Source organism: Candidatus Bathyarchaeota archaeon (assembly GCA_026014745.1).
Taxonomy (GTDB): domain Archaea; phylum Thermoproteota; class Bathyarchaeia; order Bathyarchaeales; family Bathycorpusculaceae; genus Bathycorpusculum.
Window position 1 is genome coordinate 1 of sequence record JAOZHS010000003.1, and the last position, 14,369, is coordinate 14,369.

Genomic DNA, 14,369 nt, shown 5'->3' on the forward strand with positions numbered 1-14,369 from the left:
CTACGGTGCTAGGCGAGACGCCTAGGTAGACGAAGGATTTGAATTCGGTGTAGGGAACAGCAGCGTTACTTGTGGGTAGGTTTGCGATAGCGACGACTGTAGCGGTCAATAGCAATAGCAGAATAGAGGCAGAGAGTATTCTCTTTACATTTAGGGTTTTCATGTTCGATTTTCCTTTCGGTTTTAGGGGTAAGCCTAAGCTTACTCGGGCTTTTCGTATCAAGCAACCCCTATATAAGATTAGTCTCATTCACTTGGCCGATATATATACATGAAACTCAAAGTTACCCCCAAGATGCTGCATGGTGTACTTCGATTGAAAATTCCATATGAATCCCATGCTTCCCCCGCAATTGGACGACAAAAAAATGTTTTCTTTTCCCCAAAGGTGCTATTAAGTAAGCTAAGGCTACCATTTTTTCAAAAAATATCGTTTTGCACAAAAGGTCTGGTTGCAACCATACCTGCCCATTTATACTAAAAGGGTGGAGCAGCGGCTCTAACTGACTTCTTCTTTTCAAGAAACCGTTGTGCGCTGTTGCGTTTGCCTTAGTTAGTAATCGATATGCATTTAGGGTGGTGCTCGCGATATAGTTGCCACAGTTGATGACGATGTCTCTGGTTAAGATAAGCAAAATCTTAGACGGTGCCTATGCGGACCAAAAAGTAATGGTTCGCGGCTGGGTCTACCGTAAACGTGAAGGCAAAGAACTCATCTTTCTCCTAATCCGTGACTCCACAGGCGTTATACAGTGCACCATCAAAAAAGCTAACCCTTGCTGGAGCGATGCACAAAAACTCACAATCGAATCCGCCCTCTCCGTGGAAGGCACAGCAAAACCTGATACCCGCGCGCCTGGTGGATACGAAGTCGGCGTAGAAAACCTCAACATCATCGGTTTAGCCGAAACTTTCCCCATCAGCAAAGACAAAAGCGAGGAATTCATCCGCGACATGCGTCACCTCTGGCTGCGAAGCCGCAAAATGAATCTCGTCAACCGCGTCCGCGCCCAAACCATGCAAGCTGCACGTGACTACTTCAAAGAGCAAGATTTCACCGAGGTTTCCCCGCCCATGTTCATCTCCGCAGCAGTTGAAGGCGGCGCAACGCTTTTTGAGTTGAAGTATTTTGACCAGAATCTCTACTTAACCCAGAGCAGCCAACTGTACCTCGAAATACTCATGTACTCACTCGAAAAAGTCTACTGCATCGCGCCCTCATTCCGCGCAGAAAAAAGCCGCACCATACGCCACCTAACGGAGTATTGGCATATGGAGGGTGAGTGGCCCTTTGCCGACATGGGTGACCTCATGAAATTCGAAGAAGGACTACTAACGCACGTTTGCCACTCTATCGCAGGTACCTGCCAAAAAGAATTCAAAGAGTTAGGCGCAGACATCGAGAAACTCAAAGCCGTGCAGACGCCGTTTCCCCGCATAACCTACAAAGAAGCCATCGAGCGGCTCAAACCCAAAAACCCCGCACTTGATTGGGGCTCAGACCTCGGCTACGAGGACGAGAAGGTGCTTGCCGAAGATTTCGGGAAACCCTTCTTTGTGTATGATTATCCGACGGCGATTAAGGCGTTTTACTGCAAAACATACAGTGACCATCCTGAAGTGGCGATGTCGGTGGATATGATGGTGCCCCGCATTGGCGAAATCAGTACTGGCGGCGCAAGAGAAGACAACAAAGACATCCTAATCGCCCGCATGAAGGAGCAGGGGCTCAAACCCGAAGATTACGAATGGTACCTTGACCTACGCCGCTACGGCACCGTGCCGCATGTCGGTTTCGGTATGGGGTTGGAGCGACTGCTGGTATGGATGCTCGATCTCGACAACATCATCGACGCGATTCCGTTCCCACGCACTACGCGACGATTCTACCCCTAAACTCCTTTTCTTTATTGGTATCCTGTGAAGTATTCGAGTCGCAGTTTTTCTTTAGGTAACCCCAACGTCTCCACCAGTGCCTGCATGGCTTTAACCATCGGCGGCGGTCCACACGCGTAGTAGATGGTTTCGGCGTAGTCAGGGAGGGTTTGTTTTATCAGGTCTGCGGTTATGTGTCCAGTTATGCCCTTCCAGTCCGCGGGGGGTTGGCTGATAACGAAGACGACTTTTAAGTTAGGGTTTTTGTTGGCGAGCGCTTCAAATTCAGTTCTAAACGCAATGTCTTCTGGGGTGCGGCAGCCGTAGAAAAGGGTGATTTTGTTAGGTAGCCTCTTGTCGGCGGCGTTTTGCATTATGCTTATGAATGGGGTGATGCCGATGCCGCCGCCGAGCAACGCGATTTTTGGGTATTCGCCTGTAAAGGTGAATTCGCCATACGGTACGTCGATGCGTACCCAGTCGCCGACCTTGGCGGCTTTGAGCGCGAGGGAGTATTCGTGGTCGGTGAATTTTTTTGTGAATTCGATGTAGTTGGGTTGGGTGGGGCTGCTGCTGAAGCTAAAATGTTTGGTTAATTCTTTGCCGTCTTGGCGGAGCGTGACGAAGAAGAATTGCCCCGGCAAATAATTTAATCCGGCTGGTCGGGGGAATCGGAAGCTGGTGATGTCGGGTGTTCGGGGGATGATGGCTTGAAGGGTGGTTTCAAACTTCAAAATTGGCGCCTCAATCATCTAGGGTACGCGGGGTTTTAGAAGGTTTTGGAAAATCAAGCGTGCAACCCTTATTTTGCTTAGATACCAGTAGTATAAGCAACTACCTTATCCCTTTTTTAAACTATAACTAGACATTATTCTGCTCAAAATTGTACCTCTTATTCTAAAATTGCCTTAACCGGTCATTTCAGTAGAAAGAGTTGTCGGTGCTCGACGCTTGAGCTTTTCTCTGTTTTTAATAACTAAAGCTGTGGTCAATAAAGCTATGACACCAAAGATGATACAGACAAAGATTGGGATTTGCGAAATTGGGCGCACACTAAAGTATAACGCGCCTGAAGTTTGGGTTCTGCCATATTCATCGGTGGCAAAAACCGTCACGTTATGAGAACCGTTTCCCAAGTTGGATAGCGTTATGTTGCCCTCTATGGGTATGCTGTCGCCGTTGTCTAATACGTAAGCCATCGTTCTAACTGGTTGGTTTATTGTAAAGTTTAGAACCAAATCTGGGCTTGTCAAGTTAGTTCTTTGAGGGGTTAGAAGGGTAATTGATGGTTCCACTGGTACCAAGTTACTGTCTGCGTCTTGAGTTATCGAGAAAAGTGACGCTTTAGCAGGAACCGAGAAGGTAACGACTGCATTCTGGATTAAGATGAACTGATTTTGGGTACTGCTGTTGTTGTCCCAGTAGGTTCCAGATGCATAAGCACGAAGGGTCAATTTGTGTGTTCCCATCGGTACCCCGTCAATCGTAAAATTATATTTCCTGTAGTGTTTTCCGTTCATATGGTCTTTATCTTGGTAGGGGGATAGCCCGCTCGGATTGGGACACCGTTCCTCGGTTTGCATCCAATCTCCCTGATACATGACGCTGCTTAATCCATGGCCTGCTATCCAACAGACCCCCTCTGGGTCAACTAGGTACTGTGAAAAGCACACGTTCATTGTTCCATTCAAGAAATCATCATCTTGCTGGGGCGACTCAAAGGAAAAAATTATCGCTATATCATCTGGCGGCGCCACAGACACAGGGGGTCGCCAATCGGCATTAGCACCCACAGGTTCAGCAAACAGCAAACCAAAACAAAAGAGGACAAGAAGAGTATAACTTAGCAATTTTTTTCTCATATACCATTGAAGATACATTGCTGTCGCCTTATGAGGTTTTACCTGCATATTTCTTGTACTAGAAAAATCAAATACCTCATTATTTTTCGTTTTTTTCGCTCTGTATGAAGTTTAGTAGGTTCGGTTGGTTTCTAATTGCCATTGTGAGCAGGAGCCATTTCTCTTTCTCCTCAAGCGTATCTAAGGCTGATTTAGTTTCGAGAAATTTGTTGATTAATTTGATTCGTTCGTTGAGGATGTCTGTGTTTTGAGTATTGTAGGTTTTTAGCTCCTCGCGGTACAGTTTGTTTTTAGCTTCCTGCACGGTTTTGCTCAGTTTGCTCCAAACCTGTGGGTCTGCGCTTGGTTTTTCTGGGAGAACATTGTTTTTGTCTTTTTCATTGAGGGCTTCTTGCGCGATGCCTATTTCTTGCATTCTTTGGGTTTGCTCGGCTTTTCGTTGGAGAATCTTATCGTATTGCCGTTTTTCTTCTGGATTGGCTTTGGTTAGGGCTTCTTTTATGAGCTGGGCTTGGTACTCTTGATTATCTATCAGCCTAAAGTCTCCCCGCACTTCCAAGCCTCACCTATTTCTGTTTCTTAATTCTTCTTAAACGTTCTATTTATTTTTCTTTGACGGCTGGCTCGTAAACTTTCCAAAACACAAAAATCGACATCGGAATCGCCACCGCCGCCAAAATCAGAAACGGCAACTGCGGTGAAACAAATGCATAGAGGGCACCCACCATGATTTGCAGGATGGCCTGGGCAATGAACATGAAGAATTGCATGCAGCCGGTGGCGGTGCCGCGGAGGTTACGGGGAACAAGGTCGCCCATGAGCACGAGATAGCTGTTGAGTTGGAGCAGGTTGCCTAGCCCAAAGAAGAAGAACGCCAAAAGTAGCATGTAGAAGTCTGCTTGTATAAAGAGCAGCATGCCCGGCACAAATAGGAGGTAGCCGATGATTAGAAAGCTTTTGCGCCCCCGCCTATCCATCAACAGCCCTGCCAATATTCCGGGGACAGCGATGCTTAGGTAACGGAAGGCGGTTACGAGCGCCCATTGTTCCAGCGTCATGTTTAGCACGTCGGTGGCGTATACTACAAAGTACATCATGCAGCTTACCACCAGCCCGTTCATGATGATTGTGGATATGAAGAGGTTAAACGCGGAACGAGGGACTTTGCTCCAAACGGTTATGCCCTCCTTGACAGCGCGGGGGTAATTGCGAAGGACCTCAATGAAGCTTGGGCGTTTGGCGGTTGCATCTGCGGGAAGCGTCTCTTTGAGTTTAAGCCTCAACACGGCAATAACAAAGTATGCTGCGGCAACGATGGTGTAGGCAACGCGCATTCCTAAATCGAAATTGAACGTTGCAACCAGATACTGAGCAATGAGCGGCGCAGGTAACAGGACGAGGTTGGTTATGACCGATTGAAAGCTAAAACCAGCGCCACGGTTCTCGGGCGGTAATGAGTCGATGACCATAGCCATCAGAGCGGGACCATACATGGAGCAGACGTTTTGGATGAGGATGCCGATGAGTATGAATTGCCATGAAGGCGCGAATATGAAGAATAAGCTGCCTATGCCGAGCCCAAATGTCATGGAGACAATGAGCCATCTGCGTCCGTGTTTATCTGCGAGATAGCCACCGGGGAACTGCACCAACGCAACCGCGATGGAGCCCGCGAAGCCCATTACGGCAAGCAAAAAGTCGGTGGCGCCCAAATTTAGGTAGTAGATGCTGGCGTAGGTATCGGGGATGGGTTGAGCGGTGAAAAGGATAATCCAGCTTAGCGTTATGAGTAGAAAGTTCCCTCTAAGTACCGCTTGTTCTCCACGGAAAAGCTCCGAAAACCGCACGCAAGATAAAGCTCGCCTAAAATATTTAAAGTAAAAACCTAAAAACTCTTGTTTACTCAACAAACAGCCAAATTCAAGCTCTACGCGAATAGAGGTAGTACAGTCACATAGCTTTTTCTTCCATGAGTTCTCCAAAGAATAAGGACAACAATTTCTTCGGAGGTGAAGTTTTGTCATTTCTTAACAAAGCCAAAGAGAAAACCGAAGAGGCAGCAAAAAAGGCGTCTGATGGCGCCAAAGATGTGGGACAAAAAACAGAGGATGCAGCAAAGAAGGCAGGCAATAAAGTAAAGGGAAAAGAAGAATAGCAAACTACTGCTGGGATGGTATTTCGGCGCAACAACTACGATGGATATATAGAGTTTTCAATATGTACCGTTATTCTTAAATCGCCCTTATTCTGAGCTTAGATAGACTACTACAATGCAAAGCTCCTCAGATGGTCCAACCAAGCTTAGGGCTCTAAAGATTTCAGCCGTCGCTATATTTAGTGTCGTCATTGTCGAAGTCACAATGGGCGCGGCGGTGAACAGCTTAGCCATAATAAGCGACGGTTTACACGCACTTCTAGACGCTGTATCGAGCGTTATGCTCTTTTTTGCTGTCCGCGCCTCACTAAAACCACCCGATGAGGAGCACACATATGGGCACGAAAAATTCGAAACCATCGGCGGGTTAATCGGCGGCATAGTCCTGATTGCCGTTGCGATTTTGATATTCTACGAAGCTGCAATGCGCTTAATCTCTGACACCCAAATCGTCTCAGGTTTCGAATACGCGGGTTTCATAGCAATAGGCTACGCCCTCTTTATTGCGTCGTTGAGGGTGACGGTTTTTAGAAAATTCGAAAACGCCGAAAGCACCTCCATGAAGGCAGGGCTATACGACGCCATCTCCGACTTAGGCTCAACCCTTATTGCACTCTTGGGCTTCGGCTTAGCAGCCGTGGGCTTTGCATACGGCGACGCTTTCGCCTCAATTTTCCTCGGCGGCATGTTGACCTTTTTGAGCATAAAGCTTGTGCGTTCCAGCGTTATGGAACTCAGCGACTCCGCTTCCAAGGAACTCGTGGCGAAGACCCGCCGAATCATCGAGTCCTGCGATGGCGTCGTGGAAATCAAAACCCTCAAAATCCGCAAAGTTAGCTCCAAAATCTTCATCGAAGCATGCGTGGAAGTTCCCGGCGTTTTGAGTTTTGAAGATTCACATGGCTTAGCTTCCAAAATTGAAGCCTGCCTCAAAGAATCCTTCGGCAACGTGGACGCAACCATCCACATCGAGCCCTCTGAAGAGTCCCTAAAAACGGTTACGTTAGTCAAGCGGGCAGCAACGATTAAGGGTGTTCATGAAGTCCACGGAATCTCCACCATATACGTCGGCGGCAAACTCTACATCACTCTGCATGCCTACGTTAACCCTGACTTATCCGTTGAAGCAGCACACCAAATCGCCGAAACCATCGAAAGCCGCATCCGCATAGAAATTTCGCCTCTGGAAAACGTCACGGTACATGTGGAGCCCTCTGGCGTCGCCGTCCCCGCTTTGGAGGTTAACGAGGAGCAACTCCAAAAGGTCGTACGCGACATTGCAAAGGGCATCAAGGGCAACATGCGCGTTAACCGCGTTGTAACCTATGTCGCTGAGGGCAAACGCTACATCAATATTGACTGCTGCTTCACCAAGCAGGTGCGCATTAAAGAAGCTCATCACATGGCGTCGCTGCTTGAGAAAGAGACCAAGGATCATTTTTCAAGCGCCGTCGTCACGGTCCACATTGAACCTGAAACATACTAAATAATTATGTTTCCCCTCCAAAATCGCTAGACAATTTGGGTTGCTTGAGGGATTTCAGGATTTTTATTTAATTCAGATTGAAATAAAAAAAGAAAAAAGAAGAGCGGTTGGTTTATGGTTTTTTCTTAACCGCCATTAAAATAACTGCGCCCACGATTGCTATGGCAATGATAACGGCTACGCCAGTACCTAGAATGTACATGTCAGTAGGTGATTGCGCCACTTCTTGAGGTTGAGGACTTGCTGTTACTGCAGGTTCATCAACGGCAAAAGCTGTTTCTGCATGTGAAGGCCAATATGATTGTGTTCCAGCAAATGTTGCGATAACAGTGTATTTTCCGGGTATGTCTGGTTGCCATTCATAACTAAAGCAGCCATTGAGGTCGCTTGTGGTTTCGCCGATGTTGCGGTAGTTGCCGTTTGCATCCATAACGTCTAATGTAACTTTAACACCTGAAGCGTTTGTTGGTTTTGGTTGATCCATGTAGACGTATTCCATCCATTGACTCATGCTTTCGTCGGAAACCGCTGGGACACCGTTTGGAAAGCGAGCGGCTTGTTCAGTTATGCTTACTCCCGTAGCGATATCAGTGACTGTGCCCTCGATTAGCACGCTGCTGCCATATAGCGAGACCTTTGGTGAAGCAGTTGTTGTCATGGCGCTTGGTCCCTTGCCGAAAGAGTATATTCTTCCGTCATATCCGTTGTATGCTGTGTATTGACCGTCTGCAATTGCAAAGTCGCACCACCAGCCCTGAATAGACCAGATTCCTTCTCCAGTCGTGGCGTTTATCACGTGTAACCGTTCTCCTTGGTATAGCGGATCGTTTGGAGAGTGTTCTCCTGTTGCAGCGAAAACTTTTCCGTCAGCTACGCCAAATCCCATATAGATACCCACAAAGAAGGGATAGCTTCCGTAAGGTGTCATTAATCCTGGGTCGCCCGAAGAGTATTGCCAAAGCAAATCGCCAGTTTCGATGTCATATGCCATCATGTAGCCGTCGTATGTTCCTATGAAGAGTTTTCCGTAAGCGCTTTCCATGCACCAGCCTGAAGTGTAGCTGCCCCAGTCACTTTCGTTGCGTGGTGGAGTGTAGTATTTTACTTTTCCGTTGTTTATGTCAATGGCTAATGCCTGCAAGGTCTCCTTCTTGTAGTTTAGGTAGACGCCTCCTTCGCTGTCTAGATGTGTTCCTCCTCCGCCTCTCCATATGCCTGGGTCTTCGATTAGTTGGTGGTTTGATTCCCACATTACCTGGCCATCACTAGCTCTTATGCCTGCTAAGTAGACTGTTGGTGGCGATGTGGTCGTGTTTACTGATCTGGCGATTATCCATTTTCCGTCGCATTCCCCGCCGTTAGTGCCAAAAGCATAATCAGCTGATAGGAATTGGCCTGCTGAGTTGTGTGGTCTTGGGATCGCTACGTTGTAAACCATGCCGAGTGTACCGTTATAGGCTGTTGTTCTTGATGGTGACCAATTGGTTTGGCTCCCTGTTGGTTTTACTGTTTGGTAGAAGCTCCATTTTGTTAGGTTGCCTGCGGATAATGTGTATATGTATAAGTCGTTGGTGATGCCTACGTCTGTTACGTTTGTAATCAAAGCGCCGCTGGCTGGAACGTTGGTTATATTGAAGACGTTTTCTCCGTTTCGTGGGTCAAAGAAGTTGAGGTTTGTGCCTGTGCGTTGTATCAGGAAATCTATTGTTCCATGTGCATTTTCCCAATTGTTAGCAAACGAGAAGCCACAAGTGAGCGTGTAGTCACTTCGTCTGAAGAGTTCTTTTCCAGTGGCAAGGTCAAAGCATACGTAGCCTTGAGTTGAGGCGGGGCCGATTCTTGCGTTGGTGTATAGTTTTCCGTTGAGAATTATGGGGAAGAACTTGCTTTGATAAGATTCGCCAGTATAGTAGGCGCTTTCACCCATTTCTCCGCCAACTATGCCGCCATTGTCCCAATTGTTCGCCCAGAGTATGTGTGCAGTGTTTGGTGCTACTCCGTATGGTTGGTAGTTAGTCCAGTACATGTTTTGTGAACCGCCCATTCCCATTCTGAGCCAATTGCTTGTCTGACTGGCCCATAGTTGATTTGAGGCATCGATGGGGCGCGTCCAGTATTCCGTTGGCAGTGGCGTCTCAATCCAGTTACTTATTGGTTCTTGTTGAACTGTGAAAGTTGCAGGTCTACTTTGGGTCGCTTTGAATGTCACATTGGTTTTGAAGTATTCCACGTTCTCGAATGATTCACCGGGGTAGTAGGCAACGAGTGTGTAGGTTCCGATTTTGGTTGGAGCGTAGCTAAAGGCTACTGTGCCTAAGGAATCGGTTTCTTTGAAGGTTCGGTTTTCGACGATTCCGTCGGGGTCGGTAATTGTAACTACATAGTTGTGGTACCTTGGAAATCGAAGTAATCCTTGGCCAGCGCTCAAGTTTTGCGCAATGTATGTGCTTGGGTTAACATTTGCCCAAACTACAATTTGCGTTGATTGTCCAACGCCTATTGTACTTGGACCTGCAGCGGCAAGAAGCGTGAATGATCTTTCTGTTACAACAGAATCTCCTAGGGGCACCGTAATTAGCATCGCTAAGACCATCGGTATCAGTATAAGCGAACTTTGGAAGCGTTTGTTTCTGAAGGGTTTTCTTAAAGTTTCAATTAAAAAATTATGATTTTTTTTGGGTTTCATGCTTTTTCTCCTTATTTTGATAAGCGATAATTTGCTTACCGAAAAAGCAATCTTTTTGTCAGGAATATATTAGATTTTGGGTAATTTGTTTTTATGAATTGGCTGGAATCAAAAAAAGCGTAAACAAGATTTTATGCCTGAATTAGGTCCGCTTTTTTATTTTTTTGTGAAAGCTGCTCTAAACGATTATCGGATGAAGGTGGGTTTTTAGTGATAAGGCTTTAATGTGGAACTTGCATTATTTTCTATACGTCATTTGGAGTTTAAGGAGTATGTTATCCCGTTCGGCTTCCGTAAAATTAAAAGCAATTCTCATCATTGACCTCTTAATTGTTTGTTGTGCGGCAGGCGCCTATTTTTACCTTCAAAACCAAGGTTTAGTGGCAGGCGCTGAAAAACCAGCCGAATTCGTTCTCTCCGATTTAACTATCTCGCCGACCGAAGCCTACGTTGGTGAAGCCATCGCAATCTCCGTTAACGTAACCAACATTGGCGATTTAGAAGGAAACACAACCATTGACCTCCAAATAAACGGCGACGTATCACAAACCGGTAACATCACTCTGCCCGGAAACTCCTCAGACATTTTAGAATTCACCGCAATCGAAGACGCCGTAGGCACCTATAATGTGCAAATCGGCGACTTAGTGGGGAACTTTACCCTTAACGAAGCACCGCCAATGACAAGCAAAATCGTGCTTTCCGACCTCAGAGTGAACCCATACGAAATCTGGGTGAACGAATCTGCTACTGTCACTTGCCTTGCTGAGAATCCATCCTCGGAGCCTGACAAATTGATGGTTAAAATATCGGTTGATGATGTGGTTGTCGCTTCGCAGGTTATCTCGTTAGATGCGAAGGCAAGTCAAACGGTGACGTTCTCGGTTAACGCCACAACTGAGGGCAAACACATCATTTTGGTTAACACGCTTAAGGGCTCCTTTACGATTGTTCAGACGGGTTATCATACCCTCACGATTAACCGCTCGGGTGGCGGCTCTAAATCTTTGCCGTTTACTCTTGACGGACAAGAATATGGTACTCCTTACACAGTGCTCATGCCCGTAGGTGAACACACAATTTCTGTACCTGACCCCTTCGATGTCGGCACGGGTGTTTTAGCCTTCCAAACTTGGAGCGACGGTTCTCACAGTGCTTCCCGCACATTCACACTTAATTCGCGTTTGGTGCTGGTTGCAACTTACCTCTTAATCAGCGGATACGCCTCTTGCCCATCTCTCTACATTTGGAACGGCAATGGATACTCCTACGTCACCGACGTCTCCAACCCCGGCTGGCTAGGCTACATCGGCTACATCACCGATCAAGGAACAATTGTATTCAGCGGCGGCAACCCCTATGACTACGTTAAACTCGACCGCAACGTGCTGGCAACCCACGACGGTTACTATGACATGACCCTAACCCAACAGTGGGACGAACTCTACTACCTCGACCAAGCATACATGCTGGTTGTTGACCACCCCGCAGGCACCGACGCCTACACCTCCATGACTAACTACCTCAACAAAGGCTCCACAGGTCAAATCTATACGGTAACCAGCGGCGATTTAGGCTCACCAGTTAGCGCCACCAACGAAGCAGGGCAAAATGTGTTACCGTACCTTTTGAAACGTGACGGCAACTTTACCCCTGGCATCAACGGAATCGAAAGCACCTCTTGGGACAACATACTCAAAAACCAGTTAACGCTTGACTTAGGAGACCTTTCGGGATCTTCTAATGTAAAACTGGTGATTACAGGTATGGTTGATTGGGGTTCTGCTGATACATACTACAAGTACCTGGATCTTTTCAAGGAGGGAGCGGCACAGGGCTTGGTGCCTAACGGAACCGAAATCATGCCTGCACCTTATCTGGAGGTTTTAGCTGCAAACGGGACTTGGCTGCGTGCCCCTCAAAACCGGCAAATTCCTCTGCCCTCTGACTATAACGCTCGCACATTTGCCGTAGACTTAACTGGTTTATTCCCCGACGATGTTACCGACTATCAGGTGCGGTTCACTAACTTCTGGAACGTTACCTTCGACTTCATCGGCATCGACACTACTCCGCAGGCAGAAATCACCATCCAAGAAATCCACCCAACAACGGCGACGTTTAGCCAACTCTGGGAAACCATCTCTACGTCTTCGGGAGCCTTCACCCGTTACGGTGACGTCACTTCACTAGTACAAGACGCTGATGACATGTTCGTGATTGGTCGGCAAGGTGACCAAGTTAACCTGCAGTTCTCCACCGCAAACCTCACTGCCCCCGCGGAAGGAATGGAAAGAGACTATTTCTTTGTCGTGGCTTGCTGGTTCAAAGACCCCCTCGGAGAATGGGGCTACGGATTTGACTTCACTGTTGACCCGTTGCCGTTTATGGCTATGAGCGGCTTCCCCTACCCATCCACTGAAAGCTATCCCACCGACGCAGCGCACCTAGCATACCTGCAGCAATACAACACGCGCATATTCCCCCACTCTTAACCCTTTTTTATTGCAAAAATAACCTCAAACATCTGATTTGCAAAAGATATGTAACCTTTAAATTGCCAACGGCTCATTAAATGGTTTAAACAAAAAAAATTGAGAATATTTGCATGTCGTTGCCGGAAATCTCTAATCCATATGTTGGCTCGTTTACTATCGGTTTGTTCTATGGATTAGTTGTTTGCACCGCCTCTTGTCTTCCCTTCATCAGCAGCTACATTGCAGGCATCGGCGCAGGCTTCCGAAGCGGCATAAAAGTTACCTTCATCTTCAACGCAGGGCGCATCTTCGCCTACGCCCTCATCGGTGCCCTCATAGGCGTATTTAGTGGAATCATAACCCTCGTCGATCCCACGGCGTTGTCGCCTTTCCAAATGTACGCTTCACTCGTATTCGGCGCGGTAACGGCGGCAATCGGCATAAGCATCATTTTGAAAGCACGTAAACCCCCCCAATGCGGCTTACATGGCGCAGAATTGGCCCCTGTGGGTAGGCTGGGGAGGTTTGGGTTTGATTTTGGCGCTTTCTCTTTGGGGTTAACCCGCGGCTTAATTGTTTGTCCCCCGCTTTTGTCGCTTCTGTTGCTCTATGCGTTGCCTTTTGCTAATCCTTTGGGCAGCGTTGCTTTGGCGGTTCTTTTCGGTTTAGGCACGACTATTTCACCTCTTTTGGTGCTTGGCGGCGTCACGGGGTGGCTGTTTAATAAGGCTCCACTGCTTCGGAAGTGGATAGCGTTTGGCGGCGGAGCAGTACTTATCATCTTGGGCATCGTAACAATAGTAACTTCAATAATACAGACGGGGTAACAAAGCATGGTTTGGGAATATGTTGGGGAAATATTGCGGCTAATGGTGTTAGCGGGGCTTGGCATTGCTGGCGTTTTGGCGGTCTTGATTTGGAAACGCAACCGTTCCACACGCGTCACCTTTTTGCGCTTTGTTATCCAATTAGTCGCCTTAGCTGCAATCTTTTACATCTTTAGCTACTCCGAAATTATCCCCCTGCTCTACGAGCTCCTAATCCTCTTTGGCATGTCGCTGTTTCTGGGGCGCTTCTTCTGCGGCTGGCTTTGTCCACTTGGCTTAATCTTGGACCTCGAAATCTTTCTGCGTAAAGCCCTCAAAAAACGCCACCACCTCATCCCCGACCGATTAAACATTGCCCTCCACAAAAGCCGCTACATCATCTTCTTGGTCTTTCTGCTGTTGCCTATTGTGCTCTGGGTGCTTGACCCCCCCAACCCCGCGTATGTTTCTTTGATGGCTCAAAAATTAGCGGGTCCTTTTCGTCCCCTGAGTGTGCTTCTTGACCCCATGATACCCTTCATCGTGCCTTGGACTGGCGCAGCAGGAGAAGTCACAATCGGACCCCTAAACCTCTCCTTCCCCTACGCCCAAGACATAATCACCTACACAGGCGAAGGCATCGGTCAAATCGTAGCCATCGTGTTTGTCGTCTTGGTGTTGTTGGGCGGCTGGTTTGTTCGTCGTTTCTGGTGCCGCTTCTGCCCTACAGGCATCTCTTTGGCGGCAGTGAACCGCTTCAAAGGATTCAAATGGGCACCCTTCCTCTACGTTGACAAAAACGAGGAAAAATGCACCAAATGCGGCGTATGCAAACGCGTCTGTCAACTGCAAGTTAACGAGGTTTACGAGCAGAAAGGCGGAAAAATCATGACCCAACAATGTATGGTGTGTGCCCGTTGCATTGAGATGTGTCCCTATGAGGATGCTTTGCAGCTTAAGCTCGGTAACAAGACCCTGTTCCGGTCTAGGAACTGGTTAGAACCATCTACAAGTGAATGAGG

At 47.5% G+C, this 14,369-nt stretch carries 11 protein-coding genes; 6 read left to right on the plus strand and 5 right to left on the minus strand.

The features are described from left to right. The first annotated feature begins 612 nt into the window (after positions 1-612). On the plus strand, positions 613-1,896 hold the full coding sequence (gene asnS / locus NWE92_11170; GenBank protein MCW4030192.1) for an asparagine--tRNA ligase: 1,284 nt from the start codon (positions 613-615) through the stop codon (positions 1,894-1,896). A gap of 11 nt (positions 1,897-1,907) precedes the next feature. Here the strand turns inward: asnS and NWE92_11175 are convergent, their stop codons facing one another. The 4 genes from NWE92_11175 to NWE92_11190 form a co-directional block, all read right to left on the minus strand. Further along, a complete protein-coding gene (locus NWE92_11175; protein ID MCW4030193.1) occupies positions 1,908-2,609 on the minus strand; it encodes an FAD-dependent oxidoreductase in 702 nt (233 codons plus the stop codon). 174 nt (positions 2,610-2,783) lie between these two features. Continuing rightward, the gene (locus tag NWE92_11180; GenBank protein MCW4030194.1) at positions 2,784-3,737 is read right to left on the minus strand and encodes a hypothetical protein; all 954 of its coding nucleotides are present in this window, start codon (positions 3,735-3,737) and stop codon (positions 2,784-2,786) included. Positions 3,738-3,816: 79 nt separating this feature from the next. Further along, on the minus strand, positions 3,817-4,296 hold the full coding sequence (locus NWE92_11185) for a hypothetical protein (protein MCW4030195.1): 480 nt from the start codon (positions 4,294-4,296) through the stop codon (positions 3,817-3,819). 43 nt (positions 4,297-4,339) lie between these two features. After that, positions 4,340-5,584 (minus strand): MFS transporter, encoded by a 1,245-nt coding sequence (locus NWE92_11190; protein ID MCW4030196.1) that lies wholly within the window; start codon positions 5,582-5,584, stop codon positions 4,340-4,342. 170 nt (positions 5,585-5,754) lie between these two features. On the opposite strand from NWE92_11190, the gene NWE92_11195 reads away from it, so the two are divergent. Continuing rightward, the gene (locus NWE92_11195) at positions 5,755-5,892 is read left to right on the plus strand and encodes a hypothetical protein (GenBank protein ID MCW4030197.1); all 138 of its coding nucleotides are present in this window, start codon (positions 5,755-5,757) and stop codon (positions 5,890-5,892) included. Between the two features lie 115 nt (positions 5,893-6,007). Beyond that, positions 6,008-7,378 (plus strand): cation-efflux pump, encoded by a 1,371-nt coding sequence (locus tag NWE92_11200; GenBank protein MCW4030198.1) that lies wholly within the window; start codon positions 6,008-6,010, stop codon positions 7,376-7,378. Between the two features lie 112 nt (positions 7,379-7,490). Here the strand turns inward: NWE92_11200 and NWE92_11205 are convergent, their stop codons facing one another. Continuing rightward, entirely contained in the window at positions 7,491-10,064 is a 2,574-nt protein-coding gene (locus NWE92_11205) for a PQQ-binding-like beta-propeller repeat protein (protein ID MCW4030199.1), read from the minus strand. 272 nt (positions 10,065-10,336) lie between these two features. Between NWE92_11205 and NWE92_11210 the strand changes: the two genes are divergently transcribed. The 3 genes from NWE92_11210 to NWE92_11220 all read left to right on the plus strand — a co-directional run bounded on the left by NWE92_11210 (position 10,337) and on the right by NWE92_11220 (position 14,367). Next, positions 10,337-12,559: a hypothetical protein gene (locus NWE92_11210; GenBank protein ID MCW4030200.1), complete on the plus strand. Its 2,223-nt coding sequence runs from the start codon at positions 10,337-10,339 to the stop codon at positions 12,557-12,559. Between the two features lie 113 nt (positions 12,560-12,672). Beyond that, positions 12,673-13,368 carry a sulfite exporter TauE/SafE family protein gene (locus NWE92_11215; protein ID MCW4030201.1) on the plus strand — a complete coding sequence of 232 codons (696 nt, stop codon included), beginning with the start codon at positions 12,673-12,675 and terminating at the stop codon, positions 13,366-13,368. A 6-nt stretch (positions 13,369-13,374) separates the two neighbouring features. Further along, a complete protein-coding gene (locus NWE92_11220) occupies positions 13,375-14,367 on the plus strand; it encodes a 4Fe-4S binding protein (protein ID MCW4030202.1) in 993 nt (330 codons plus the stop codon). Positions 14,368-14,369: the final 2 nt, after the last annotated feature.

Excerpts from the sequence above, each read along its gene's own strand:
- asnS (MCW4030192.1), top strand. The coding sequence starts at position 613 with ATGTCTCTGGTTAAGATAAGCAAAATCTTAGACGGTGCCTATGCGGAC.
- NWE92_11210 (MCW4030200.1), top strand. The coding sequence starts at position 10,337 with ATGTTATCCCGTTCGGCTTCCGTAAAATTAAAAGCAATTCTCATCATT.
- NWE92_11215 (MCW4030201.1), top strand. The coding sequence starts at position 12,673 with ATGTCGTTGCCGGAAATCTCTAATCCATATGTTGGCTCGTTTACTATC.
- NWE92_11180 (MCW4030194.1), bottom strand. The coding sequence starts at position 3,737 with ATGAGAAAAAAATTGCTAAGTTATACTCTTCTTGTCCTCTTTTGTTTT.
- NWE92_11205 (MCW4030199.1), bottom strand. The coding sequence starts at position 10,064 with ATGAAACCCAAAAAAAATCATAATTTTTTAATTGAAACTTTAAGAAAA.
- NWE92_11200 (MCW4030198.1), top strand. The coding sequence starts at position 6,008 with ATGCAAAGCTCCTCAGATGGTCCAACCAAGCTTAGGGCTCTAAAGATT.
- NWE92_11220 (MCW4030202.1), top strand. The coding sequence starts at position 13,375 with ATGGTTTGGGAATATGTTGGGGAAATATTGCGGCTAATGGTGTTAGCG.